This is a genomic window from Mesorhizobium sp. 8 (genome assembly GCF_006351905.1).
GTDB classification, from domain to species: domain Bacteria; phylum Pseudomonadota; class Alphaproteobacteria; order Rhizobiales; family Rhizobiaceae; genus Mesorhizobium; species Mesorhizobium composti.
Window position 1 is genome coordinate 3,028,404 of the sequence record NZ_CP040914.1, and the last position, 25,574, is coordinate 3,053,977.

A 25,574-nucleotide genomic window follows, 5' to 3' on the forward strand; every position below is an offset into this window, starting at 1 on the left:
TCTGGAGGCTGTCGGCCACTTGCGGTAAGGCTTTGCCATGATGGACATACAGCGCTCGCCCGATTTGCAGCAGAGCCACGGCCTGCGGCTGAACACGCTGATCAGGCTGCGCTGGCTGGCCATCGTCGGCCAGAGCGCCACCATCATCGCCGTCGCCTACGGGCTGGATTTTCCACTGCCGGTCAGCCTGTGCTTCGCGCTGCTGGCCGCCTCCGCCTGGCTGAACCTGTTCCTGGCGTTCCGCTTTCCGGCGGCGCACCGGTTGAAGCCCCTGGCGGCGATGGGCATCCTCGTCTTCGACAGCCTGCAACTCGCCGGCCTGCTCTACATGACCGGCGGGCTGACCAATCCGTTCTCGCTTTTGATGAGCGTGCCGGTCATCATCTCGGCCACCTCTCTGCCGATCCGCTTCACCGCTTTTCTCGGCACGCTGGTGATGGTGCTGGCGACGCTGCTGGTCTTCTTCCATCTGCCGCTGCCCTGGTATGAGGGCGTGCAGTTGCTCATGCCCTTCATCTATGTCGCCGGCATGTGGATGGCGGTGTTTTCCTCCATCGCCTTCACCGCCATCTACGCTTTCCGCGTCGCGCAGGAGGCGCGCCTGCTCGCCAATGCGCTGGCGGCGACCGAACTGGTGCTGCAGCGCGAACAGCACCTGTCGGCGCTGGATGGGCTGGCGGCAGCGGCGGCGCACGAACTCGGCACGCCGCTTGCCACCATCACGCTGGTGGCCCGCGAGATGGAGAAGGCGCTGGGCGACGATCCGAGATACCGCGACGACGTCACCTTGCTGCGCTCGCAGGTCGAGCGCTGCCGTGAAATCCTGAAGCGCCTGACCAGCCTGTCGAGCGCCGGCGAGGAGCATCTCGCCCGCCTGCCGCTGACCTCTCTGGTCGAGGAAGTGACGGCGCCGCACCGCGATTTCGGCATCGCCATCCGGTTGAAGGCGGACGAGAGCGTCGGCCCCGAGCCGGTCGGCCGCCGCAACCCGGGCGTCCTCTACGGACTGGGCAACCTGGTGGAGAACGCCGTCGACTTCGCCCGCGAGGCCGTCACCGTGCGCTGGAGCTGGAACGAGGATCAGGTCACCTTCACCGTCGTCGACGACGGGCCGGGCTTCACGCCCGAAATCCTCGACCGTATCGGCGAGCCCTACATGTCCACCCGTTCGGGCGCCGAGAAGGGCGGCGGCGGTCTGGGCCTCGGCCTGTTTATCGCCAAGACGCTGCTCGAACGCTCGGGCGCCGCGCTCGAATTCCGCAACTCCGGCGGCCTGGGCGAAGGCGCGGTGGTGCGCGTTGCCTGGCCGCGGGCGGCCTTCGTCAACCCGGAGGCGACCGCCGACACCATGTTCGACATCGCATAGAATCTTGGCGCCGCATCCGATCGTTGGACATTCGGGCCGCGCGGCTATATCTGCGTCATGAAAGACACGGGATCGAAATCATGACCGGTGACGAAGCCAACAGCGCAGCCCTGATCGGCGAGGATGCCTCGCTGCTCATCGTCGAGGACGACAAGCCTTTCCTGACCCGGCTGGCGCGCGCCATGGAGACGCGCGGCTTCGCCGTCGAGACGGCCGAGAGCGTCGAGGAGGCGGTGGCCAAGGCGCGCGCCAATCCGCCGGCCTATGCGGTGGTGGACATGCGCCTCGGCGACGGCAACGGCCTCGACGTGGTGGCGGCGATCCGCGAGAAGCGCGAGGACGCGCGCACCATCATCCTGACCGGTTACGGCAATATCGCCACCGCGGTGACGGCGGTGAAGCTCGGCGCCATCGACTACCTGTCGAAGCCGGCCGATGCCGATGACGTCTTCGCAGCGCTGACCCGCACCTCGGGCGAGCGCGCCGCGCCGCCGGAGAATCCGATGTCGGCCGACCGCGTGCGCTGGGAGCATATCCAGCGCGTCTACGAAATGTGCGACCGCAACGTCTCGGAAACGGCGCGCCGTTTGAACATGCACCGCAGGACGTTGCAGCGCATCCTGGCCAAGCGGGCGCCAAGGTGAAGGGGAATAGGGAAATAAGGGAGTAGGGGAGTACGAGGCTTATTCCCATATTCCCTTACTGCCCTATTCCCCTGTTGCCTTCCCTATTCGCTCTCCCCCTCGATCGCCGCCACCGGCACGCCGGCGAGCTCCGCCGCCAGCAGGCGCGCGGCGCCGGCGCGGGCTATCCTCAGCATCAGCGCCTTGCGCGTGGCGGCGGCGATGCGGTGTTCCGGCGCCTCGCGCATCACCTCCGCGCCATAGCCGTCGGAAAGGATGAAGCCGCATTCTTCCGGGAAGATGTCGGCCGGCACGCCCGGATGGGTGGCGAAAAAGAAGCGGTCGCAATGCAGCCGGTAGTCCGGCCATTTGCGGTCGACGCGGAAGTCCTCGATCGAGGATTTGATCTCGATGATCCAGATGTCGCCCTGCCGGGTGAGCGCGATGAGGTCGGCGCGCCGCCCGGTGGCGAGCGACAGTTCGGGCAGCACATGCGCACCCATCTGCGAGAGAAGCCGCTGCACGCCGCGTCGCACCAACATGGCGCGCTCCGACTGGCGGCCGTCGATCAGCGGATTCTGGGCAAGTGGAGAAACAATGGGCATGGCCCAGTATGGCCGATTCTGTTCACGGTTTGAACCCGTAGCTTGCCCGTCGTTTCAGGAAACGCCCTCGCCCGCGATCTCCTCCAGGATCGGGCAGTCCGGCCGCTGGTCGCCGTGGCAGGCGTGGATCAGTGTTTGCAAGGTGGCGCGCATGGATTGCAGCTCGCGCACCTTCTCCTCGATGGTGACGACATGGGCGGCGGCGATGGCGCGCACGTCCTGGCTGGCGCGCGAGCGGTCCTGGTAGAGCGCCATCAGCTGACGGCAGTCGTCGATGGAGAAGCCGAGATTGCGGGCGCGCTTCAGGAAGGCGAGGCGGTGGATGTCGTCGCCCGAATAGTCGCGATAGCCGTTGCCGGCGCGCGCCGGGTCGATCAGGCCGATCTCCTCATAGTAGCGGATGGTCTTGGCCGGCAGGCCGGAACGGCTGGCGGCGGTGCCGATGTTCATCGCTTGATCCCTCCGATAGCGGGTGCGCGAAAGCGGGTCATTGATTTTGTTCACCAATCCGTGAAGGGCTGTTGCCGAAATGTCGCAGCATCTGCCTTACAGTCGTAGGTTGAACACGTATGAAGCGGCTCCGCGCTTGGCAAGCAAAAGAAATGCCAGCATGAATGCGACAAAATACGGTCCGAATCGGGCCGGGAGAAGGATCTTCAGGCGGGGCGACAGGTTCTCATGCGGGTGAAATCGATCATTCTTGCTGCCGCGTTGTCGGCCGTTCTGGCCGGGTGCAGCACCGTGGGCCTCGGCCCGATGCAGGTGTTCTCCAACGACTACGGAGCCCGCACCGACGCCGGCTACGCCCTCCCGCGCATCCCGATCGAGAAGGTGCCCTACAAGTATCGTCGCCAGATCGTGCGCTACGAGACGAGCGAGAAGCCGGGCACCATCATCGTCGATACCAACCAGAAGTTCCTCTATTTCGTCCTCGATAACGGCAAGGCGGTGCGCTACGGCATCGGCGTCGGCCGTGAGGGCTTCGAGTGGCACGGCACGGCCCGCATCGCGCTCAAGCGCGAATGGCCGACCTGGACGCCGCCCGGGGCGATGATCAAGCGCCAGCCGGAACTCGCCAAGTGGCGCAACGGCATGCCGCCCGGACTTTCCAACCCGCTCGGCGCCCGCGCCATGTACCTCTTCAACAAGGGCGGCGATTCCGGCTATCGCCTGCACGGCAGCCCCGAGTGGAATTCCATCGGCCATGCCATGTCGTCCGGCTGCATCCGGCTGATGAACCAGGACATCATCGACCTCTACGACCGCGCCGAGGTCGGCGCCAAGGTCATCGTCATGTAGGGGCGAGCCGGCCGGGCGCGGCGGCGCTGGCCGGGAGACAGAGTTTCGTACGCGGACCGTCTAGGCAACAACGGACGTCCCAACGAGAAACCGGGCTCCAAAGGCCCGGTTTTTTGTTGTCCGCGGATGCGGAAGCGCGCGGCGCGCGTCAGGGCAGGAGATGCAGGGCGTGCCGCGACGGCGTCAGGAACACCGTCTCGCCGACGCGGTGCAGTGGCGCCTCGGCCGGATTGGCGCTGTCGACGATCCATGAGCCGACACCGTCCACCTCGACCAGATATTCCGCGATGTTGCCGAGGAACATGACGCGCCTGACCATTCCCTTGAAGGGGCCGGCGTCGGGCGAAAGGTGGATGGCCTCTGGCCGCAGCACCGCGGCGACGGTCTCCCCCGGCGAGCGGGTCGGCATTTCCGCGACGGGCAGGCGCACGCCGGATATCTCCACCGTTTCGCTGTCTGCGACGGTCGCGGTGAGGAAATTCGCCTTGCCGATGAAATCGGCGACGAAGCGGCTGGAAGGCCGCGCATAGATCGCATGCGGCGTGCCGACCTGCTCGACCACGCCGGCGTTCATCACGACGATCTCGTCGGAGATGCTCATCGCCTCGACCTGGTCGTGGGTGACGTAGATCGAGGTGATGCCGACGCGCTGCTGCAGCTCGCGAATCTCGACGCGCATCTGTTCGCGCAGCTTGGCGTCGAGGTTGGAGAGCGGTTCGTCGAACAGCAGCACGCGCGGTTCCATGACGATGCAGCGCGCCAGCGCCACGCGCTGCTGCTGGCCGCCGGAAAGCTGGCTGGGCGAGCGCCGTGCATAGCTGGCGAGCCCCGTCTGCTCCAGCACCTTGTCAACGCGCTGCTCGATCTGTGCCTTGCCGAGCTTGCGCAGCCTCAGTCCAAAGGCGACGTTCTCGAACACGTCGAGATGCGGGAAGACGGCGTAGGACTGGAACACCATGGCGGTGTCGCGCCGGTTCGGTGGCTCGTCGTTCATGCGCTTGTCGCCGAAGAAGATGTCGCCGGAGGTCGGCTCCTCGAAGCCGGCGATCATCCTGAGCAACGTGGTCTTGCCGCAACCGGACGGACCCAGCAGCGTTACCAGCCTGCCGGCGCCGATCTCCAGATTGATGTCGCGAACGGCGGCCACCGTGCCGCCGTCGGGGCTGGCGAAGGCCTTGTTCAGGCCGACGATGCGGATGCTGTCGGTCATTGTTCTAGAACCTCACCATGGATGTATGCCGGCTCCAGCGGTTGACGAGGCGGCTGATGATGACGATCGCCACCAGCACGATGACGATGACGACCACGCTGAAGGCGGCGGCCACGCCGAGCCGGCCGGAGCCGACCTGGTTGAGGATCTGCACCGTCATCAGGTTCCAGTTGGCGGAGACGAGGAAGATCGCCGCGCTGATCGCCGTCATGGCGCGCACGAAGGCGTAGACGAGGCCGGAGAAGAAGGCCGGCGCGATGAGCGGCAGCGTTATCTTGCGGAAGGTGGTCAGGCCGGTGGCGCCGAGGTTCTGCGCCGCTTCCTCGATCGCCGGGTCGATCTGGCGCAGCACCGCGATGCCGGACTGGATGCCGACCGGCACGTAGCGGAAGACGAAGCACGCCACCAGGATCGCCAGCGTTCCGGTGAGCACCAGCGGCGGTGCGTTGAAGGCCATGATGTAGCCGATGCCGACGACAGTGCCCGGTACGGCGAAGGACAGGATGGAGCCGAACTCCAGCGCGGCGCGTCCGGGAAAGTTCCGCCGCACGACGAGGAAGGCCACCAGCATGCCGAGCAGGCCGCTGACCGGCGTCGTTACCAGCGCGACGACGAGCGTATCCTTGACCGAGTCGAAGCCGACGTCGAAGACGTAGAGGAAATGCGCGATCGTCGGCGTGTAGTTGAAGCCCCACACCTTGGTGAAGGCGCCGACCAGGATGACCGCGTAGAAGGCCGTCACCAGCAGCGCGAACAGAAGGGTAATGCCGTAGAGCACCCATTTCGCGGCCGGGCTGACGACTTTCGAGGTTGAGGCCGTCGGCTTGCCGGTGACGGTGATGTACTGCCGCTTCGACAGGTAATAGCGCTGGATGGCGAAGGCGGTCATCGAAGGGATGAGCAGCACGATGGCCAGCGTCGCGCCGCGCGACAGATTGAACGAGCCGGTGATCTCCAGATAGGCCTGCGGCGCAAGCATCGGGAAGGCAGCGCCCGCCAGCACCAGCGGATTGCCGAAATCGGCCATCGATTCGATGAAGACGACGAGGAAGGCGCTGGCGATGCCCGGCAGCGCCAGTGGAAAGGAGACCTTCCAGAACGCCTGCCAGCGGGTGGCGCCGATGTTGAGCGCGGCGTCCTCCAGCGTCGGACTGAGCGAGGCGAGCACGCCGCGCAGCGACAGATAGGCGATCGGCGCGAAGGTGAAGACCTGCGAAAGCACCACGCCGTGGAAGCCGTAGATGGAAAAATCCTGAAGGCCGAGCAATTGGCGCGTCACCAGCCCGTTGAAGCCGAACAGGAACAGGATCGACACCGCGCTGACGAAAGGCGGCGAGATGATCGGCAGGATGGTGAGGTAATGCAGCAGCGTCTTGCCGGGCACGTCGAGCCTCGTCAGTACGAAAGCGTTGACGAAGCCGATGGCGACGCCGATCACGCCGACGAGAACGCCGACGCCGAGGCTGTTGATCAGCGCGTTGCGGTAGAGTTTCCGTTCCGCAAGCTCGGCATAGCCGGCAAACGACCAGGCTCCGTCGACCTGGAAGCTCGCCAGCAGGACCTTGATCAGCGGATAGACGACGAAGATGGCGATCGACACGGCGATCGCCATCAACAGGACAAACAGCACCGGATCGCGCGCAAGCTGCCGCAATTGCGCGCGCGCGGTGCCGGACAAGGCCGCCATCCTACTGGCCGAGCACGTCCTTGGTCCAACGCTCGACCAGCCGCTTCTTGTTCTCGGCGGCGAACTTGGGATCGCTCGATACCAGCTTGATCTTGTCGAGCGCCGGCACGCCGGTGCCGCCGCTGACGTCGCTGCGGATCGGCAGGAAGTAGGTCTTGGTGGCGCTGAGCGCGCCCTGGCCGTCGGCCGAGGTCATCCAGTCGACCAGCTTCTTGGCGTCGTCGACGTTCTTGGCGCCCTTGAGGATCGACATGGCGGCGACTTCGTAGCCGACGCCTTCGCTGGGAAACACCACCTGCACCGGATAGCCCTCGTCGGCGAGCTTCAGGAAGCCGGGCGTGAACTGGATCGCCAGCGGCGTCTCGCCGACGCCGAGCGCGCCGGAGGGTGCGGTGCCGCTCTGCGTATAGGTCTGCACGTTCGGATTGATCGCCTTCAGGTAGTCGAAGGCGCCGTCCTCGCCGCGCTCGTCGATGAGCGTCAGGATGAGCGCATAGGCGGTACCCGACGACTGCGGCGACGGCATCTGGATCAGCCCCTTGTAGGCGGGGTTCTTCAGGTCCTCCCACGAGGTCGGCACCGGCGCCTTGCGGCTCTCGAGGATGTCGGTGCGCACGCCGATCGCCAGCGGGTTGGTATAGATGGCGTGCCAGTAGCCTTCCTTGTCCTTGAACTCGTCGGAGAGTGCGGCGGCGTTCTGCGAGACGTAGGGTTCGGTCAGGCCGCGCTCCTTCGCCAGGATGTGGTTCTCGCTCGGTGCGCCGAACCAGACGTCGGCCTGCGGATTGGCCTTCTCGGCCTCGATGCGCGACAGGGCGGGGCCGGACGACAGGAACACCATCTGCGTTTCCACGCCGGTCGCCTTGGAGAAGGCATCCAGCAGCTTCTTGGCGTTCTCTTCATCGACGCTGGAATAGACGGTGAGCGCGTGCGCCGAACCGATCGCCAGCAGCGACGTGACCGCCGCCGCCGCGACGCGAACCAAGAACCTCATGATGGCCTCTCTTTCCCCGGATGGTGTTGCCGAATTGATAGTCGGCAAAACTATCGCGCGGGAAAGCGCCGGGTCAACCTTTGGCAGCCCGGGAATCGGTTGTACCTGGCACGGGCTCGGGCAGCAGCGCGGCCGGCACGTTCTGGTAGGCGACCGGGCGCAGGAAACGGCGGATCGATAAAGTGCCGACGCTGGTCGCGCCGAAATTGGTGCTGGCCGGGTAGGGGCCGCCATGCACCATGGAATCGACCACTTCCACCCCGGTCGGGAAGCCGTTGACCAGCACGCGGCCAGCCTTGCGCTCGAGGATCGGCATCAGGGCGCGCGCGGCGTCGAGGTCGGCGTGGTCCATGTGCAGCGTCGTCGTCAGCTGGCCTTCGAGGCCGAGCGCCAGCGTGCGCATTTCGTCGAGCGAGCCGACCCGCACCACCAGGCCGAGCGGGCCGAACACCTCCTCGCCCATCGTGTGGTCGCGCAGGAACTGCGCGCCGGTCGTCTCGAACAGGTTGGGCGAGGCGTTGCGCCCCTCGGATTCCGTCACCAGCACCGGGCGGATCGAGTTGCGGGTGGCGAAACGCTCCTGGCCGGCGCGATAGGCGGCGGCGATGCCGTCGGTCAGCATGGTCTGCGCCGGCACCTTTTCCAGCGCCGCGCGGGTCGCGCCGACGAAGCGGTCGGCATCTGCGCCGTCGATCACCACGGCGATACCGGGATTGGTGCAGAACTGGCCGGCGCCCATGGTGAGCGAGCCCGACCAGCCCTGGCCGAGCGTCTCGGCGCGGTTGGCGACGGCATGCGGCAGCACGAACATCGGGTTGACGCTGCCCAGTTCGCCGAAGAAGGGGATCGGTTCCGGCCGTGCCGCGCACAGGTCGAACAGTGCCCGCCCGCCGGCGAGGCTGCCGGTGAAGCCGACCGCCTTGATGTGCGGGTGCTGCACCAGCGCTTCGCCGACAGAGCGGTTGCCGCCCTGGATCAGGCTGAAGGTGCCCTTCGGCATGCCGGTCTTCTCGATGGCCGCCTTGACCGCTTCGGCGACGATCTCGCCGGTGCCGGGATGCGCCGAGTGGCCCTTGACGACCACCGGGCAGCCGGCGGCCAGCGCGGCTGCCGTGTCGCCGCCGGCGGTGGAGAAGGCGAGCGGGAAGTTGGAGGCGCCGAACACGGCGACCGGGCCGATCGGGCGCTGGATCATGACGATATCGGGACGCAGCGCCGGCTGGCGCTCGGGCAGGGCCGCGTCGTGGCGGCGGTCGAGATAGTCACCCTTGCGGATATGGCTGGCGAACAGGCGCAGCTGGCCGGTCGTGCGGCCGCGCTCGCCCTGCAGGCGGGCGACCGGCAGGCCGGTTTCCTGCGTGCCGATTTCGGTGATCGCCTCGGCACGCGCCTCGATCTCGTCGGCAATGGCGTCGAGGAAGGCGGCGCGCGCCTCGCGCGATGTGGCGCTATAGGTCCAGAAGGCGTCCTCCGCCGCCTGGCAGGCGCGGTCCACCAGCTCCGCCGTGCCGGCAAAGAACTCATGCGAGGAGCCATGGGCGGGCGAAGAGGAAAACCGCGTGGCGCTTTCCACCCATTCCCCGGCGATCAGGTGTTTGCCATGTGGTGTGAAGGTCATAGGAATGCTCCTGTTCGTGGGGAGGGCAACGCACTATAGCGCAGGATGCGGGGTTGCCATTCTGTCGGCAGTTTAAATACAATATGTATGCAGATATGCAACCATCGGAATTGGAAAGAAGCTGCGATGAATGAAACCGTGGTCCTGAGCATCGAGGCGCTGACCGGGCGGGTCGAGACGATTTTCCGCAGGGCCGGCTTGTCTTCTATGCATGCGACGGCCCTTGCCCGCGTCATCGTCGCCGGCGAACGTGACGGCTGCAAGTCACATGGCGTCTATCGCATCGAGGGTTGCCTGCGCACGCTGAAGGCTGGCAAGGTGTCGGCGGATGCTGTGCCTGTCTTGGACGATGACGGCACGGCCGTGCTCAGGGTGGCGGCAGGCGGCGGCTTTTCCTGCGCGGCGTTCGAGCTTGGTGCTCCCATCCTCGCCGAGCGGGCGAAGCGGCTCGGCCTTGCGGCGCTGGTCATCAACGACTGCACGCATTTTTCGGCGCTGTGGCCCGAAGTGGAGGTGCTGACCGGGATGGGCGTGGCGGCTCTCGCCATGTGCCCGAGCTATTCGACCGTCGCGCCGGCCGGCGGGACCCGGCCGCTGCTCGGCACCAATCCGATGGCCTTCGGCTGGCCGCGGCGAGGGCAGCCGCCCTACGTCTTCGACTTCGCCACATCCGTCGCCGCGCGCGGCGAGATCGAACTGCATCGCCGGGCGGGCCGGCCCTTGCCCGAAGGCTGGGCGCTCGACGCCGAAGGCAGGCCCACGACCGGGCCGGAAGCGGCACTGGCCGGCGCCATGCTGCCCTTTGGCGGCCACAAGGGATCGGCCATCTCGACCATGATCGAGCTTCTGGCCGGCGCGATGATCGGCGACCTGACCAGCAGCGAGGCGCTGGATGTGCTGGGCAGCACGGCGCTGGCGCCGCGGCATGGCGAACTGATCCTCGCCTTCTCGCCCGAGCGTTTCGCCGCCGGTCGGCCGGGTGATCCATTCCAGCGCGCCGAGACGCTGTTCGAGGCTATCGTCGGGCAGGGTGCGCGGCTGCCCTCGCAGCGGCGCTTCGCTGCCCGCCGGCGCACGATGGCGGAGGGCATTGCGCTCACCGCAGCAGAAGCGGACCAACTGCAGCGGTTGGAGGCGCTCGGAATGGACGCCGTTCCCTGATCCATGAAAAAGGCCCTCCCGCCGGGAGGGCCTTGCGTTTCGCATGGGGACGCTGGACGTCAGGCGGCGTATTTCTGCACCGCGCCGGTCTGCCTCGACCAGTTGGCATACCAGGTGTCGAACAGCTTCAACTGCGCCTCGACATAGCCGCGCTGGCTGTCGGACAGCGCGTCGGTCTCGTTGAAGTGCAGCGTATATTCCGGATTCCCCTTCAGAACCATCATGTGCTTGAAGTAGAGGACGAGGTCTGGGCCTTCGTCGAAGGAGGAGAGCACGCCCAGCGCGGCTTCCAGTTCGAGCACCCGCTGGCGAGCCTCGACGTCGCCCTTCGCCGCCGCCTGGCTGAGGGCGACGAGGTGCAGGACCTCCTTCGGCAGCACGCAGCCGATGCCGGTAATGGCGCCGCCGGCGCCGCAATTGACGAAGCCGTGGACCACGCAAGTGTCGACGCCGATCATCAGCACGACCTCGTCGTCGCGGCTGGTGATGTTCTCGGCCGCGTAGCGCAGGTCGGCATGGCCGCCGAATTCCTTGAAGCCGACGAGGTTCGGATGCTCGGCGCGCAGCGCGAAGAACAGGTCGGCGCGGGTGGCGAAGCCGTAATAGGGGCTGTTGTAGATCACCGCAGGCAGGTCGGGTGCGGCGGCGAGGATCGCCTTGAAGTGGTTCTTCTGGGCGGCGATGACCGAGCCGCGCGACAGGACGCGCGGGATGACCATCAGGCCGCGGGCGCCGACCTTCTGGGCATGCGCGGCGTGCGCCACGGCCGAGGCGGTGTTGACGGCGCCGGTGCCGACGATGACCGGCACGCCGGCCTTCACCAGCCGCTCGACGCCTTCCATGCGCTGCGCGTCGGTCAGTAGCGGCCAGTCGCCCATCGATCCGCAATAGACGACGGCCGACATGCCGGCGGCGATCAGTTCCTTGCCCTTGCGCACCAGCGCGTCGAAATCGGGGCTGCGGTCGTCCTTGCAGGGGGTCATCAGGGCCGGCATGCAGCCGGAAAAGACCTGCGCGCTCATTCTCGTCTCCTCGGGTCGGTGTTGGGTGGCGTCCAGTCAGGTTGAACACATAATACCATTTGTATTTTATTTGTCGACAAGAAAATTCGAGACGAAAAATCCTTTCCGGAGCGGCGGCAGCCACCCGGCCCGATAGCGGTTTAAAGCGTGATCTGCTGGCGGCGGTCGCGCGCGATCAGGTCCTGGATCTGGCGCACGATCTGGTCGGCATGGGCGCTGGCCAGCCGGTCGGCCGCCTCGATGTCGCGCGCCTCGATTGCCGCGATGATGTCCTCGTGCTCGATCACATAGCGGCGGGGCAGCCGGTCGTCGAACGACGAATAGTAGATGCGCAGGATACGCCGGCCCTCGTCGAGCAGCCGGCAGAACAGGCCGGTGTAGTAAGGGTTGCGTCCCGCTTCGGCGATCCGGGCGTGGAAGTCGCGATTGGTGGCGATCATGGCGAGCGCATCATGCGCCTCGACGGCGCGGGCGAACTCCGCCTGCCTGGCGCGGATGGCCGCGAGGTCTGCGTCGGTGCGGAACTGCGCCGCCAGCCGCGTCGTCACGCGGTACATCAGCGTCATCGCGTCGAAGAAGCTGTGCAGGTTGAGGAAGTCGATGTTCGACACCACCGTGGAGCGGTTGGGCAGCGTCGTCACCAGTCCTTCGCCGGCCAGCCGCACCAGCGCCTCGCGGATCGGCGTGCGCGACATCGAAAGACGCTCGGCCAACTGCACCTCGTCGATAGGGCTGCCGGGCGGCAGGACGAGGTCGAGGATGTCGTCGCGCAATATGTCGTAGACGAACTTGACCCCTTCGCCGCGCTTACGCTCCGCCTGCGATGCCGTCGCCTTGTCGCTCATGCCGATATCCTGTTGTCGACATGATGAATACAGGCTTCTCCCAACGGGATCAATCGCCGGGATTTTACCCAACGGCGGACGGGGCCTTCAGCGGATTTCGTTGATGTAGCGGTGATTCGCCGTGGTGGCGTGATGCAGCGCCAGGATCATCGGTGCGTTGGCCTGATCGTATGCGATTTCCTCGATCATCAGCACGGGGGCCGTGGCCGCGATCTCCAGCGCCGCGCCGACGGTCTCGCCGGCAAGCTCGGCGCTGATCTTTTCGCGCACGGCGGCGATGCGGATACCGTAGCGGTCGAGCAGGTGCTGATAGAGCAGCGGCGGCGCCTCCTCCGGGCGCGAGGCGAAGCCGGGGACCCTGTGCGCGGGAAAGACGAAGAGGTCGAGCATGACCGGCTTGTCGGCGACGCTGCGCAGGCGCCTGAAGCGGATGACCTCGCCGCCCTCCGCCAAGGCCAGTCCCTCGCGCTCCTCGGGCGTCGCGAGCCCTCGCTCCAGCGACAGATTGATCGAGCGGGATTCCTGCAGCGCGCCGTCGGCGCCGTGCAGCCGGAAATAGCGGAACAGGAAGCGCAGGCTGTGCTGGGGCGTGCGCCCGGTCACCACAGTGCCGGTCTTGCGCCTGCGGCTGAGCAGGCCTTCCTGGGTGAGGTCGGCAAGCGCTCGCCTCAGCGTGCCGACGGCGACCCCGAAGCGGTTGGCGAGCGCGATCTCGTTCGGCAGCACCGTGCCGGCCGGCCAGTGGCCGAGCAGGATCGCGTCGGTGATCTGCTGCTTGACCACCTGGTAGAGCGGAAAGGCCGTGTCCGACGCGCGGGCCGGGGCGCCGGGAGCGCTCGCGGCAAGGTTCTCGCGGCCGTCCTTCTGGTCCTGCATTCGTCTCTCCCTTGAATTACTATATACTATATAGTAATAGCGGAAATCTGTCCTGCCCCGACGACAAAACGAGGAGTCTACCGTGAAGCAGATCAAGCTCGGCCTGTCGATGTGGCGGATGGGTTATCATATCGCCGCATGGCGCCATCCGAACGTCCGACCCGACGGGTCGATGGATATCCGCTACTTCCTCGATATCGCGCGCGCGGCGGAGCGCGGCAAGTTCGATCTCGTTTTCATGGCCGACGAACTCGCCATCAGGGGCGCCGACAACCCGCCCGGCGCCCGCACCCGCCAGAGCAACGGCGCCGAACTCGAGCCGATCACGCTGCTTGCGGCGCTGGCGCCCAACACCAGCCGCATCGGCCTCGTCTCCACCGGTTCCACCACCTACAGCGAACCGTTCAACCTCGCCCGGCAGTTCCTGTCGCTCGACCATATCAGTGGCGGCCGCGCCGGCTGGAACGTGGTCACCTCCTGGGGCACGGAGGATGCGTTGAATTTCGGCCACATGAATTTTCCCGACTACGACCTGCGCTACGAGCGGGCTGGCGAGTTCGTCGACGTGGTGCGCGGCCTCTGGAACAGCTGGGAGGCGGATGCCCTCCTGCGCGACAAGAAAAGCGGGCTCTACTACGACGAGGCGAAGCTTCACACGCTCGGCCACAAAGGCAAATATTTTTCCGTGCGTGGCCCGCTCAACGTGGCACGCTCGCCGCAGGATGAGCCGGTCATCTTCTTTGCCGGTGATTCGGAGCCGGGCCGTGAGATCGCCGCCAAATCGGCCGATGTCGTCTTCACTGCCAAGCAGGATCTTGGCAGCGCGCGCGACTTCTATGCGTCGATCAAGGAGCGGCTGCCGAAATACGGCCGCGCCGACGACGATGTCTTGGTCATGCCCGGCCTGCTGCCGGTGGTGGGCCGCACGCGCGCGGAGGCGCAGGCAAAGTATGACGAGCTGATGGAGCTTATCGATCCTGTGGTCGGGCTGGCCTCGCTCTACGACCGGCTCGGCGACCTGTCGGACTATCCGCTCGATGGGCCGGTGCCGGAGCCGAAGGACCCTGTCTTCAAGAGCCGGGCGGAGACGATGTACAAGCTTGCGCAGCGCGAGGGCTACACGATCCGCCAGCTTTACATGACCCAGGCGCTGGGGCGTGGCCACCGCATCGTCATCGGCACGGCGGCCGACGTGGCCGACGAAATGGAGCAGTGGAAGACGGCGCGCGCCGCCGACGGCTTCAACATCATCCCCTCGCACCTGCCTGACGCGATCAACGCTTTCGTCGAACTGGTCGTCCCTGAAATGCAGCGCCGTGGCCTCTACCGTACCGACTACGAGGGCGCGACGCTCCGCGAAAACCTTGGTGTCTTCAAGGGGCGGCGTTGACGCTCCTCCATCCTTTCGGAACAGTCATGAGGAACGGTGATTTCGGGCGTAGACAGTATACTGATTTCGCCGTCACTTTCACCTGAATGCCCGGATATGCCGGCCCTTTCGGGGTAAGGGACGAAAAGCCCCTATCGTTCACGGCATTTTCAGAATACAGATTCCCACGTTTAACTTGACACCGGCTTCGTCGACGGTACTTTATGCTTAAATAAATCCGCGGCCATCAGGGAGGTCGGCTTGTCGTGGGTCTGTGAGGTTGCCGTCACGGGAAGCCCGGATCGAACTGCGCCGCTGGCCGCATGGCTGTCTCGGGCCGAGCGTCCGCTGTTGACCGCTCTGCCGTCGCTCGATCGGCTCGACGCCTATGTCCCGACCGGGGAGGAAAGCCGCGACCCCTACAACCGCAAGGAAGAAGCGCCGCTGCTCCTTCTCGTCGCGGCTTTCGCCAGCGAAGCCGGGTTGAGGGCGGCCTTCGCGGCGCCGGCGCTGCGCGAGGCGCTCGAAGCGCTGCCTGAGGGCGTCGAAGCGACGGTCAGCGCCCTGAGCCGCACCTTCTATGCCCCTTCGCAAGACGGCCGCCTCGATGCTCCCGTCTCCTATGTGGTGCGCTATACGCGCCCGGCTGCCGACGAGGCGCTGTTCGTGCGCAACTATGTGGACAGCCACCCGTCCACCCAGGCGCATCTGCCCGGCATCCGCGCTGTCATGTGCTATTTTCCGCTGCGCGACCTTGCGCTCGCTGGTTGGCCCGCCAGGGATTACCTGATCGGCAACGAGGTCGCCTTCGACAGCGTCGAGGCCTTCAATGCCGCCATGCTCTCGCCGGCCCGGGAGGAATTGCGGGCGCATTTTCGCGAGTTCCCAGCCTATTCGGGCATCAATTCGCATTTTCTGATGCGGCGCCGGCGTCTTGGCGCTGACGTTGGCGAGGCCTGACGCCGTGGCGGCGGCAGGTGTGAAAGCGGCCCGGCCACCGGTCCGAAACCATATGATGCCGTTGCTTCCGGCGTGACGCCGACCGACAGGGGAGAGAGACATGACGTTTGAAATCAATCGCAGAAATCTGCTTCAACTCCTGGCGGCGGGCGCCGCCGGCGGCAAGCTGCTGGCGGGCAGCTCGATCGCCTTTGCACAATCGGCGGATTCGGTCACCATAGGCTGGCCGTCGGACGTCCCCTCCTGGGACCCGAACCAGCGCACGGTGCCGGATGCGCAGCCGATCTACAAGCTGGTGTTCAACCAGCCGATCGGCCAGAACCCGAAGCTGGAACTCGTCCCCGAACTGCTGACCAAATGGGAGCTAGCCGCCGACGGGCGCTCGATGACGGTCGAGCTGCGCGACGACGTCACCTTCCATGATGGCTCGAAGATGACGATGGCGGACTTCCGCTACACCTTCCTCGAGCGCAAGCTGGCCGGGCACAAGCTCGATATCGTCAACACCTGGCGCAACATCGAGGAGATCGAGGTTGCCTCGCCGACCACCGGCACCATCCGCTTCAGCGCGCCGTCGCCGACCGCTCCGCAGTGGATGGCCTTCATGGCGAGCTTCGTGGTTCCCAAGGCTTATGTCGAAAAGGTCGGGCCGGACGGCTTCCGCGACAAGCCGATCGGCTCCGGCCCCTACAAGCTCGTCGAATACCAGATGAACTCGCGCGCCGTTTTCGAGCGCAACGACGCCTACTGGGGCGAGAAGCCGGCCCTCAAGCGCATCACCGTCGACGTCATCAAGGATTCCTCGGCCCGCGTGGCCGCGATCCAGTCCGGGCAGGTGGACCTCACCACCTCGGTTCCGGTGCGCGAGCTGGAGCGGCTGGGCAAGCAGGAGGGCCTTGCCGCCGAGGCCAATCCGTTCACCCGTCTCATCCTCCTGCAGATGCGCAACGATCTCGCCTTCGCTGACGAGAACGTGCGGCTGGCCGCTCACCACGCCATCGACAAGCAGGCTTTGTCGAAGGCCTTCTACAACGGCGCCGCCGTGCCGCTTTCAGTGCCCGCAACACCCGGAACGCCCGGCTTCGTCGAAGGCTTCACCTTCCCCTACGATCCCGACAAGGCGGTCGAGCTCCTGGCCAAGGCCGGCTATTCCAAGGACAAGCCCGTCAAGTTCAGGTTCGCCACCTTCAACGGCCACTTCCCGAGCGACTACGACATCGCCCGTGCCATCGCGCAGATGTGGAAGAAGGTCGGCATCGAGGCCGATCTGGAGGTGATCGAATACACCAAGTATTTCGAGCTCAACCGCGGCCACAAGCTGCCCGAGGCGACGCTCTACATCTGGGACAACGCGACGGGCGACCCGGAAATCTTCGCCGGCTATATGCTCAGCCCCAACCTGCCGTTCTCGTCGTGGAAGGGCGAGGAGCCGGGCAAGGAACTGAAGGCGCTGTTCGCCGAGCCCAACTACGAAAAGCGCATCGCCGGCTACCAGAAGGTCAACCAGATGGCCGTGGAGATCGGCGCGACGATTCCGCTCTTGCAAAGCGTCCAGACGCTCGTGCGCAAGAAGGATCTGGAGTACACCAAATATGGCAACGGCTGGCTGCTCGGCAGCACCATGAAGTGGGCGTAACAGGCGGCGCAACGCATCGGCGGGGTCGGCGGCAGCCGGCTCCGCCCGCCACACCGGCAGCATAAGGGTCCTGATGTTCGCAACGATTGCCAAGCTTCTGGCCAGGCGGATCCTCGTTTCGATCCCGATCCTGCTGCTGGTTTCGATGCTGCTGTTCATGATCCTCAGGGTGCTGCCGGTCGATCCGGCGGCCATGTCGCTGCCGCCCAACGCAACGATCGAGGAGATCGAGGCCAAGCGCGTCGAGATGGGCCTGACCCTGCCGCTGCCACAGCAATATGCGATCTGGCTCTCGCAGGTCGCGCACGGCGACTTCGGGACCTCCATCCAGTTGCGCACCAGCGTCACCAGGCTGATCGGGCAGACGCTCCCCGCCACGATCGAACTCGCCGTGCTGGCCATGGCGATCGCTTCCGCGCTCGGCATCGCCGGCGGGCTTCTGCTTTTCTATCTGCGCGGAACCCGCTCCGAGACGGTGCTCGACGTCGGGTCGATCGCCCTGCTTTCGCTGCCGGAATTCCTCTGGGGCCTGTTCCTGATCCTGCTGTTCGGCGTCTGGTTCGAGTTCTTGCCGTTCACCGGCGTCCTCAGCGCCGGCTACCAGAAGCCCGACATCACAGGTTTCCTGCTCGTCGATTCGCTGATCACCGGCCAGTTCGCCACCTTCTGGAACGCCGTCCAGCACCTCATCCTGCCGGCCTTCGCGCTCGGCGTGTCGTTCTCGCCGCCGATCATGCGCGTGCTGCGCTCCAGCCTGCTCGACGTCTACCAGGACGATTATATCCACCAAGCGCGGCTGCGCGGTCTTTCGGAGCGGCGCATCCTGATCGGCCATGCCTTGAAGAACGCCATCCTGCCGACGCTCTCCCTCATGGGCGTGCAGTTCGGCTTCCTGTTCGGCGGCACGCTGCTGATCGAGATCATCTATTCCTATCCCGGCATGGGCAACCTGATGGTCGATGCGATCCGCAACACCGACCTGCCGATCATCCAGGCGGTCGGCCTGACCTATTGCGTGGTGGTGCTGGTCATCAGCATCCTGGTCGACAGCCTCTACCTCATCCTCAATCCCAAGCTGAGGACGCGATGACGTTAGCCGCCTTGCCCCGCTGGCTGCGATCGGGCCGGGTCCTGATCGGACTGCTGATCCTGCTGTTCGTCGTCGCCTGCGCGCTGTTTGCGCCGTATCTCGCGCCCAACGATCCCAACGAGCAGAACCTGATCGCCACGCTCCTGCCGCCGGCATGGGCCGACGGCGGCGACCCTGCTTTCCCGCTCGGCACCGACAGTCTCGGCCGCTGCGTGCTCTCGCAACTGATCTACGGCGCCAGGCTGGCGTTGACGGTGGCCCTGATCGCCTCCTTCGGTGCCATGATCATCGGCGCGGTGCTTGCCCATGTCGCCGGCTATTTCGGCGGCTGGGTCGACTGGCTGATCGGCCGCATCGTCGATATCTGGCTGTCCTTCCCGCCTGTCATCCTGTCGCTGATCCTGATGGTGGGGCTGGGCACCGGCGTGCAGAACGTCATCCTGGCCATCGTGCTGGTCGACTGGACCCGGTTTTGCCGAGTGCTGCGCTCGGAGGTCATCGTCGTCACCCGGCGCGACTATGTGGCGGCGGCGCGCCTGCTCGGCTTCTCGCACTGGCGCACGGTGACGCGCGAGATCGCGCCGGCCACCTTCCCGCTGCTCATCACCCTGCTCAGCCTGGAGATGGGCGTCGCCGTGGTCGTCGAGGCGATTCTGTCCTTTGTCGGCATGAGCGTCGGCGCCGACATTCCGGCGTGGGGGCAGATGGTCGCCGACGCCCGCCAGAACATCTACCAGGCGCCGTGGAACCTGATCTGCCCGATCCTGGCGATCTTCATCACCGTCTTCGGCTTCAACGTTCTCGGCGACGGTCTGCGGCGCACCCTCGATCCTCGCCTCAGCCAGACGGAGCGCGGCTGATGGCCCTTCTTGCGGCAAACAACCTGTCCGTCGCGCTGACCAGGGGCGGCAGCGCGTTCCCGGTGATTTCCGACCTCTCCTTCCAACTGGAACCCGGCAAGATCCTCGGACTGGTGGGCGAATCCGGCGCCGGCAAATCGATGATCGGCCGCACCATCGCGCAACTGCTGCCCTCCGGTTTCTCGGTCACCGGCGGCACGCTCGATTTCGCCGGGGAGGACCTTGTCACCATGGCGCCGGAAAAGCGGCGCCGGCTTCTCGGCCGCGACATCGCCTTCATTCCGCAGGAGCCGCTTTCGGCGCTCAATCCGGTGCTCACCATCGGCCAGCAGATGCGCGAGCATCTCGCGCGCATCGGCAAGACGGAGCCGGCGCGCTGGCGTGAACATGCGCTTGCCATGTTCGCGGCCGTGCACCTGCCACACGGCGCCGAACTGCTCGACAAGTACCCGCACCAGCTGTCCGGTGGCATGTGCCAGCGCGTGCTGATCGCCATGGCTTTTGCCAGCCGGCCGCGGCTCCTGGTGGCCGACGAGCCGACGACGGCGCTCGACGTCACCATCCAGGCGCGTATCGTCAAGCTCATCGAGGAGATGCGACAGCGCGAGGATACGGCCGTCGTCTTCATCACGCACGACCTCAGGCTCGCCGCGCAGATCTGCGATCAGGTGCTGGTCCTCTATGCCGGCCGCCCTGCCGAATACGGTCCTGCGCGCGACGTGTTCGCTCGCCCCGCCCATCCCTATTCGCGTTGCCTCCAGCTCGCCAGCCCGGGCATGGGCAGCGAGCGGCGCGGTCTTTTCATCCTGCCCGAGCGCATGCCCGGCCTGCAGGCCATCAAGACGCTGACCGGCTGCCGCTTCGCCGACCGCTGCCCCAATGTCGTGGCGCAATGCCGTACGAGCGAACCGCCGCTGGCGAAGGTCGACGGCGAGCGCGTCGCGGCCTGCATCCGCCCCGAGGCGACCGCCGCCATTGAAGCGCCGCCGGCGGCTGCGCATGCCAAGGTCACCGGTGAAACCGTGCTCGAGGCCAGCGGCGTCTCGAAGGATTTCGTCACCCGCAGGCGGCTGTTTCGGGCACCAGCGACGTTCCGGGCCGTGGACAAGGCCGACTTCGTTTTGCGCGAGAACGAGTTCGTCGGCATCGTCGGCGAAAGCGGCAGCGGCAAGAGCACGCTGGCGCGCCTCGTCGTTGGGCTGGAAAACCCGTCGCAAGGCCGGCTCACCCTGCTGGGCAGGGACGTGACGGCGAACCGGACGTCGGAGCGGGCGTTCCGGCGCGAGCATCTGCAGATCGTTTTCCAGGACCCGCAATCGGCGCTCAACCCGCGCCGCAGGGTGGCCGGTATCGTCACCCAGGCGATGGAGGCGGCGGGCGGCGGCACCGGCACGGAGCGTTTCGAACGCGCGCGCTCGCTGCTCAACGAGATCGGCCTAGCACCCGAGACGGCGCTGCGCTATCCCTCGCAGCTTTCGGGCGGCCAGAAGCAGCGCGTCAACATCGCAAGGGCGCTGTGCGCGCTTCCTCGGGTTCTGGTGGCCGACGAGATCGTTTCCGGCCTCGACGTGTCGGTGCAGGCGCAATTGCTCGACCTGCTGCTGCGGCTGAGGCAGGAGCGCGGCTTCTCCATGCTGTTCATCTCGCACGACCTGTCGGTGGTGCGCTATCTGTGCGACCGGGTGCTGGTGATGTATCGCGGCGAGATCGTCGAGAGCGGCCCGACCGAGACGGTCTTCGCCGCGCCAAGCCATGCCTATACGCGGGCGCTGCTCGCTTCCGTGCCGCCGGACGATGCCGATGCAGCGTGGAACCGGGACGACGCCGGCGATCTTGCTCTGGTGGAAAGGACCTGACCATGCGCGCTGTCCGCTTCGCCCGCCATGGCGGTCCCGAGGTGCTGGAGATGGTCGAGGTGCCGCATCCCGTCGCCGGACCGGGTGAGGTCGTGGTCGCGGTCCGTGCCGTGAGCGCCAATCCGGTCGACGGCAAGATTCGTCGCGGGATGCTGGGTGCCAACCTTGCCGCCCTGCCTTCGGGCACCGGGCGCGACGGCGCCGGTGTCGTTGTCGGGACGGGCGAAGGCGTGCCGGCCGACCTCAAGGGCCGGCGCGTCTGCTTCCTGGCGCCGCGCGGCGTCGGCAGCTGGGTCGAGGAGATCTCCCTGCCCGCCGCAATCGTGGCGCCGATCCCCGACGACCTCTCCTTCACCGACGCCGCGAGCCTGCCGCTCGCCGGGACCAGCGCGTGGATCGGCCTCATCGATACCGCCGGCGTGAAGGCCGGCGACCGTGTGCTTGTCCATGCGGCGGCCGGCGGCGTCGGCGGCATGGCCGTGCAGATCGCCCGCGCGGCCGGGGCACAGGTCTTCGCCACCTGTTCGGCCCGCAACGCGGCCTATGTGCGCGGCCTCGGCGCCGACGAGGTCGCCGCCTACGACGAGGTGGCGTTCGAAACCGTCTTCCGCGACATGGATGTCGTCTTCGACCTGATGGGCGGAGAGGTCCACCAACGCAGCTATCCGGTGCTGAAGCGCGGTGGCACCATGGCCTATCTCAACGCCGCGCCGTTCGAGGATCGCCACGAGGCTTTCGGCGTCACCGTGAAGGTGGCGCAGGTGTTTCCGGATCGGGCCGTGCTTGACGCGCTGCTCGACCGGGTCCGCTCAGGCGTCATCCGTCCGACCGTCGAAAAGGTGCTCCGTTTCGAGGATTATGCCGAGGCGCAGCGCCTTTCCGATACGGGTCATGTGCGCGGTAAGATCGTGCTTACGCTGCTGTAGCCGCACCTACCAGCGGATCGACGGATCGGGGATGGGAATGGCATCCAGCAGTTCGCGCGTATAGGCGTGCTGCGGCCGCTCGAACAGGTCTGCGGTCGCAGCATCCTCGACGATCTCGCCCGAGCGCAGCACGATGACGCGGCTGCACAGCCGGCGGATGACCGACAGGTCGTGGCTGATGAAGACCAGCGTCAGGCCGAGCTCGGCCACCAGTTGCTCCAAGAGCATCAGCACTTGCGCCTGCGACGACACGTCGAGGCCCGAGACGATCTCGTCGGCGAGGATGAAGTCCGGCCTCATGGCGATGGCCCGCGCGATGCCGACGCGCTGGCGCTGGCCGCCGGACAGTTCGTGCGGGTAGCGCCGGGCGAAAGCCGCCGGCAGCCCGACCTGCTCCAGCGCGGCCTTGACGCGCGGATCGCCCGCCCCGGCGCTGAGGGGCGCAGCGATGGTGCGGCCGACCGTCAGGCGCGGATTGAGCGACGACATCGGGTCCTGGAAGATCATCTGGATGCGCGGCCTGAGCGCCCGCATGTCGGTATCGGAAAGATGCGCGATGTCCTGCCCATCGAACAGCAGGCGGCCGGCGCTCGGCTCGATGAGCCGCACGAGCGTGCGGCCCAGCGTCGTCTTGCCCGAACCGGAACCGCCGACGATGCCGAGCACCGCGCCGCGCGGAATATCGAAAGAAATGCCCTTGAGGATTTCCAGCCGGGGTGCGGCGCCGAACAGCGGCTTGCGCGTCATGTCGGGCACGTCGACGCGCAGGTCGGAGACCTGGAAGATGGTGTCAGCCATGCGCGCCTCCCTGCGGGCGCCAGGCGGCATCGTCGGCCGCGACCTCGGCCATCGCCGCGTCGATCACCGCCTGCGGCACCGGCTGGAGCGAGGCCGCCGGATCGGTGTGGCGCGGCGTCGCGGCCAGCAAGGCTTGGCTGTAGGGATGCTGCGGCGCGGCGAAGAAGTGCTGGACCGTGGTGTCCTCCACCACCTTTCCGGCATAGAGCACAGACAGCGTGTCGCAGACTTTCGAGACGACGCCGAGGTCGTGGGTGACGAACAGAAGCGCCGTGCCGTGGCGCGCTTGCAAGGCGGATATCAGCTTGAGGATCTGCTTCTGCACGGTCACGTCGAGCGCCGTCGTCGGCTCGTCGGCGACGATCAGCTTCGGCTCGGCGGCGAAGGCGGAGGCGATCAGGATGCGCTGGCGCATGCCGCCCGACAGTTCGTGCGGATAGAGCCGCATGACGCGCTCCGGCTCGGGAATGCTCACTTCGGCCAGAACCTCGAGCGCTCGGCTGGCTGCGCGCGCCTTCTCGCAGCCGAGGATGTCGACCAGCCGGTCGGTGATCTGCGGGCCGATGCGCCGCGACGGATTGAGCGCCGTCAGTGGATCCTGCGGGATCAGCGCCGCCTTGGCGCCGATCAGCCGGCGCCGCTCGGTCGGCGGCACCTTCAAAAGGTCCTGCCCGTCGAGCAGGATCTCGCCCTCGACGATCTCGACGGCCTTCGGTAGCACGCCGAGCACCGCCTTGCCGATCATGCTTTTGCCGGCGCCGCTTTCGCCGACGAGGCCGCGCACGGAGCCGGCGGGAAGCGAAATGTCGACCGAGCGCAGCAGCCGCTGGCCGGTGCCGGCGAGCCTTGCCGACAGGCCGCGGATTTCGAGGAAGCCGCTCATCTCAGCACCGGGTCGAAGCGCTCGCGCAGGCCCTCGCCGAACTGCGCGAAGGACAGCACCGTGAAGAACAGCGCGATCAGCGGGAACACCAGCACCCACCACGCCTGATGGATGGAGGTGCGGCCTTCGGCGATCATGCCGCCCCAGGTCGGCTGGTCGGTGGAGATCGACAGGTTGACGAAGGACAGGATCGCCTCGACGATGACGGCGATGCCCATCTCCAGCGTCAGTAGCGCGACGATGGTCGGCAGCACGTTGGGCAGGATTTCAGCCAGCAGCGTGCGCAGACGGGTGAAGCCGGCGACCTTGGCGCTGTGGACGTAGTCCATCTTCGACTGGTTCAGCGTCTCCGCCCGCACCACCCGGCAGAACCGCGTCCAGTCGATGATGACGATGGCGAGGATGACCGAGGACAGGCCGGTGCCGAGCACTGCGATCAGCAGGATGGCGAACAGCACCGGCGGGAAAGCCATCCAGATATCGACGATGCGCGAGATGATGCGGTCGGCCCAGCCGCGATAGAAGCCGGCGACCAGCCCCAGCGCCGAGCCGATCAGGCAGGTGGCAAGGCCGGCGACCAGCGCCACGGCAAGCGCCACCTGCGCGCCGTAGATGATGCGCGTGAGCACATCGCGGCCGAGGCTGTCGGTACCCAGCCAATAGCCCGGTTCGGAACCCGCCATCCAGGCTGGCGGCAGCCTTTCCAGCATCAGGTCCTGCGCCAGCGGGTCCTGCGGGCTGATCAGCGGCGCGAGGACCGCGGCCAGCACGAACAGGGCGAGCCACAGGCCGGAAAGCCAGAGCCGCGCGCCGGCGCGCCGGCGGATCAGGCCGCGACCGTCAAGCATGACGCAGCTTCGGGTTGAGGAAGGCGTAGGTCATGTCGACGGCCAGGTTGACGAAGGTGAAGAGGATGGCGAACAGGATGACGATGCCCTGGATCAGCGGCAGGTCGCGATTGATGACGGCGTCGATCGCCATGTTGCCGAGCCCCTCGTAGGAGAACAGCCGCTCGACGATGATGGTGCCGCCGATCAGGAAGGTGAACTGCACGCCGACCAGCGTCAGCGTCGGCAGGATCGAGTTCGGCAGCGCTTCGGACAGAATCACCCTGGTCTCCGAATAGCCCTTGGTGCGCGCAAGCACGGAATAGTCGAGATTGACCGTCTCCTTCAGCGACTGCTTGAGCAGTTGCGAGATGATCGCCGCCAAGGGCAGCGCCAGCGCCAGCGCCGGCATGAACATGTGGCTGAGCAGGTCGGCGGTGAGGTCGAAGCGCAGCCGCATGATGCTCTCGAACAGGTAGAACTGGCTGGTGAAGGGCAGGTCGAGGCTGGGCGACACGCGCCCCGAAATCTGGAACACCGGCCAGATGACGCCGAACAACAGGATCAGCGCTAGCCCCCACAGGAAATCCGGCACGGAGAGGCCGATGCCGTTGGCGACGTCGATGCCGGCTTCCGCCTTGCGGCCGCGCAGGCGCGTGCCGAGGATGGCAAGCGTCACGCCGATAATGACGGCGATGACCAGCGCCATGATCGACAGCTCCAGCGTCGCCGGCAGCCGGTCCAGCACCAGCGACAGAACCGGCTGGCGCGTCGTGATCGAGGTGCCGAAATCGCCGTGCAGCACGTTGCCGAACCAGATGAGGAACTGCTCGGCGATGGACTTGTCGAGTCCGTAGAGCGCCTTCAGCCGGTCGATATCGGCGGCCGAGGCGCCGGGCGGCAGCATCATGGCGATGGGATTGCCGGGCACCACGCGGATGACGACGAAAACGATGACGGCCACGCCGATCAGGGTGATCAGCGTGGTCAGGAGCCGCGAGAAGGTGAGGCGAAGAAGCAGCATGGCTTGATGACCTCCGGCCCGGCATGAACCGGACCGGAG

24 protein-coding genes are annotated in these 25,574 nt (G+C 66.5%); 11 read left to right on the plus strand and 13 right to left on the minus strand.

What is annotated here, in order from left to right; translation table 11 throughout:
- Positions 1 to 37: 37 nt before the first annotated feature.
- Both FGU64_RS14795 and FGU64_RS14800 read left to right on the plus strand, forming a co-directional pair.
- Positions 38 to 1,366, plus strand: coding sequence for an ActS/PrrB/RegB family redox-sensitive histidine kinase (locus tag FGU64_RS14795; RefSeq protein WP_139953894.1), 1,329 nt, complete (start codon positions 38 to 40; stop codon positions 1,364 to 1,366).
- A gap of 80 nt (positions 1,367 to 1,446) precedes the next feature.
- A complete protein-coding gene (locus tag FGU64_RS14800; protein WP_139953895.1) occupies positions 1,447 to 2,010 on the plus strand; it encodes an ActR/PrrA/RegA family redox response regulator transcription factor in 564 nt (187 codons plus the stop codon).
- Positions 2,011 to 2,093: 83 nt separating this feature from the next.
- On the opposite strand, the gene FGU64_RS14805 is transcribed toward FGU64_RS14800, so the two are convergent.
- Together FGU64_RS14805 and cueR are read right to left on the minus strand one after the other, a co-directional pair.
- Positions 2,094 to 2,594 (minus strand): MmcB family DNA repair protein, encoded by a 501-nt coding sequence (locus FGU64_RS14805; RefSeq protein ID WP_139953896.1) that lies wholly within the window; start codon positions 2,592 to 2,594, stop codon positions 2,094 to 2,096.
- Between the two features lie 54 nt (positions 2,595 to 2,648).
- Entirely contained in the window at positions 2,649 to 3,044 is a 396-nt protein-coding gene (cueR, locus tag FGU64_RS14810; RefSeq protein WP_139953897.1) for a Cu(I)-responsive transcriptional regulator, read from the minus strand.
- A gap of 228 nt (positions 3,045 to 3,272) precedes the next feature.
- On the opposite strand from cueR, the gene FGU64_RS14815 reads away from it, so the two are divergent.
- Positions 3,273 to 3,893 carry a L,D-transpeptidase gene (locus FGU64_RS14815; protein WP_136357382.1) on the plus strand — a complete coding sequence of 207 codons (621 nt, stop codon included), beginning with the start codon at positions 3,273 to 3,275 and terminating at the stop codon, positions 3,891 to 3,893.
- A 148-nt stretch (positions 3,894 to 4,041) separates the two neighbouring features.
- Here FGU64_RS14815 and FGU64_RS14820 read toward each other — a convergent pair whose 3' ends face one another.
- From FGU64_RS14820 to FGU64_RS14835, 4 genes are all read right to left on the minus strand, one after another.
- Positions 4,042 to 5,103 carry an ABC transporter ATP-binding protein gene (locus tag FGU64_RS14820; RefSeq protein ID WP_139953898.1) on the minus strand — a complete coding sequence of 354 codons (1,062 nt, stop codon included), beginning with the start codon at positions 5,101 to 5,103 and terminating at the stop codon, positions 4,042 to 4,044.
- Positions 5,104 to 5,107: 4 nt separating this feature from the next.
- Positions 5,108 to 6,790 carry an iron ABC transporter permease gene (locus FGU64_RS14825; protein ID WP_139953899.1) on the minus strand — a complete coding sequence of 561 codons (1,683 nt, stop codon included), beginning with the start codon at positions 6,788 to 6,790 and terminating at the stop codon, positions 5,108 to 5,110.
- A gap of 1 nt (position 6,791) precedes the next feature.
- A complete protein-coding gene (locus FGU64_RS14830; RefSeq protein ID WP_136357376.1) occupies positions 6,792 to 7,784 on the minus strand; it encodes an ABC transporter substrate-binding protein in 993 nt (330 codons plus the stop codon).
- 73 nt (positions 7,785 to 7,857) lie between these two features.
- Positions 7,858 to 9,402: an aldehyde dehydrogenase (NADP(+)) gene (locus FGU64_RS14835; protein ID WP_139953900.1), complete on the minus strand. Its 1,545-nt coding sequence runs from the start codon at positions 9,400 to 9,402 to the stop codon at positions 7,858 to 7,860.
- A 126-nt stretch (positions 9,403 to 9,528) separates the two neighbouring features.
- On the opposite strand from FGU64_RS14835, the gene FGU64_RS14840 reads away from it, so the two are divergent.
- Positions 9,529 to 10,563, plus strand: a complete 1,035-nt coding sequence (locus FGU64_RS14840) for an Ldh family oxidoreductase (RefSeq protein WP_139953901.1) — start codon at positions 9,529 to 9,531, stop codon at positions 10,561 to 10,563.
- Between the two features lie 59 nt (positions 10,564 to 10,622).
- Here FGU64_RS14840 and FGU64_RS14845 read toward each other — a convergent pair whose 3' ends face one another.
- From FGU64_RS14845 to FGU64_RS14855, 3 genes are all read right to left on the minus strand, one after another.
- Complete coding sequence (locus FGU64_RS14845; RefSeq protein WP_139953902.1) at positions 10,623 to 11,585, minus strand: dihydrodipicolinate synthase family protein; 963 nt, start codon at positions 11,583 to 11,585, stop codon at positions 10,623 to 10,625.
- 140 nt (positions 11,586 to 11,725) lie between these two features.
- Positions 11,726 to 12,430, minus strand: coding sequence for a GntR family transcriptional regulator (locus FGU64_RS14850; protein ID WP_139953903.1), 705 nt, complete (start codon positions 12,428 to 12,430; stop codon positions 11,726 to 11,728).
- A gap of 87 nt (positions 12,431 to 12,517) precedes the next feature.
- The gene (locus tag FGU64_RS14855) at positions 12,518 to 13,306 is read right to left on the minus strand and encodes a GntR family transcriptional regulator (RefSeq protein WP_139953904.1); all 789 of its coding nucleotides are present in this window, start codon (positions 13,304 to 13,306) and stop codon (positions 12,518 to 12,520) included.
- Positions 13,307 to 13,388: 82 nt separating this feature from the next.
- On the opposite strand from FGU64_RS14855, the gene FGU64_RS14860 reads away from it, so the two are divergent.
- The 7 genes from FGU64_RS14860 to FGU64_RS14890 all read left to right on the plus strand — a co-directional run bounded on the left by FGU64_RS14860 (position 13,389) and on the right by FGU64_RS14890 (position 22,003).
- Entirely contained in the window at positions 13,389 to 14,696 is a 1,308-nt protein-coding gene (locus FGU64_RS14860; RefSeq protein WP_246671124.1) for an LLM class flavin-dependent oxidoreductase, read from the plus strand.
- 240 nt (positions 14,697 to 14,936) lie between these two features.
- Complete coding sequence (locus FGU64_RS14865) at positions 14,937 to 15,635, plus strand: hypothetical protein (RefSeq protein ID WP_139953905.1); 699 nt, start codon at positions 14,937 to 14,939, stop codon at positions 15,633 to 15,635.
- 100 nt (positions 15,636 to 15,735) lie between these two features.
- On the plus strand, positions 15,736 to 17,271 hold the full coding sequence (locus FGU64_RS14870; RefSeq protein WP_136357363.1) for an ABC transporter substrate-binding protein: 1,536 nt from the start codon (positions 15,736 to 15,738) through the stop codon (positions 17,269 to 17,271).
- A gap of 73 nt (positions 17,272 to 17,344) precedes the next feature.
- Entirely contained in the window at positions 17,345 to 18,361 is a 1,017-nt protein-coding gene (locus FGU64_RS14875) for an ABC transporter permease (protein ID WP_136357361.1), read from the plus strand.
- A complete protein-coding gene (locus FGU64_RS14880) occupies positions 18,358 to 19,221 on the plus strand; it encodes an ABC transporter permease (protein ID WP_139953906.1) in 864 nt (287 codons plus the stop codon). The genes FGU64_RS14875 and FGU64_RS14880 overlap by 4 nt, the downstream gene beginning before the upstream one ends.
- Positions 19,221 to 21,077, plus strand: a complete 1,857-nt coding sequence (locus tag FGU64_RS14885) for an ABC transporter ATP-binding protein (RefSeq protein WP_139953907.1) — start codon at positions 19,221 to 19,223, stop codon at positions 21,075 to 21,077. Before FGU64_RS14880 ends, FGU64_RS14885 begins: the two co-directional genes overlap by 1 nt.
- 2 nt (positions 21,078 to 21,079) lie before the next feature.
- A complete protein-coding gene (locus tag FGU64_RS14890) occupies positions 21,080 to 22,003 on the plus strand; it encodes an NADP-dependent oxidoreductase (protein ID WP_139953908.1) in 924 nt (307 codons plus the stop codon).
- Positions 22,004 to 22,009: 6 nt separating this feature from the next.
- Here the strand turns inward: FGU64_RS14890 and FGU64_RS14895 are convergent, their stop codons facing one another.
- From FGU64_RS14895 to FGU64_RS14910, 4 genes are read right to left on the minus strand one after another with little or no spacing between them, the layout of a single operon-like run.
- A complete protein-coding gene (locus FGU64_RS14895) occupies positions 22,010 to 22,801 on the minus strand; it encodes an ATP-binding cassette domain-containing protein (RefSeq protein ID WP_139953909.1) in 792 nt (263 codons plus the stop codon).
- Positions 22,794 to 23,684 (minus strand): ABC transporter ATP-binding protein, encoded by an 891-nt coding sequence (locus tag FGU64_RS14900; RefSeq protein ID WP_139953910.1) that lies wholly within the window; start codon positions 23,682 to 23,684, stop codon positions 22,794 to 22,796. The genes FGU64_RS14895 and FGU64_RS14900 overlap by 8 nt, the downstream gene beginning before the upstream one ends.
- Positions 23,681 to 24,532 carry an ABC transporter permease gene (locus tag FGU64_RS14905; protein ID WP_139953911.1) on the minus strand — a complete coding sequence of 284 codons (852 nt, stop codon included), beginning with the start codon at positions 24,530 to 24,532 and terminating at the stop codon, positions 23,681 to 23,683. Before FGU64_RS14905 ends, FGU64_RS14900 begins: the two co-directional genes overlap by 4 nt.
- Positions 24,525 to 25,532 (minus strand): ABC transporter permease, encoded by a 1,008-nt coding sequence (locus FGU64_RS14910; RefSeq protein ID WP_180375720.1) that lies wholly within the window; start codon positions 25,530 to 25,532, stop codon positions 24,525 to 24,527. The genes FGU64_RS14905 and FGU64_RS14910 overlap by 8 nt, the downstream gene beginning before the upstream one ends.
- Positions 25,533 to 25,574: the final 42 nt, after the last annotated feature.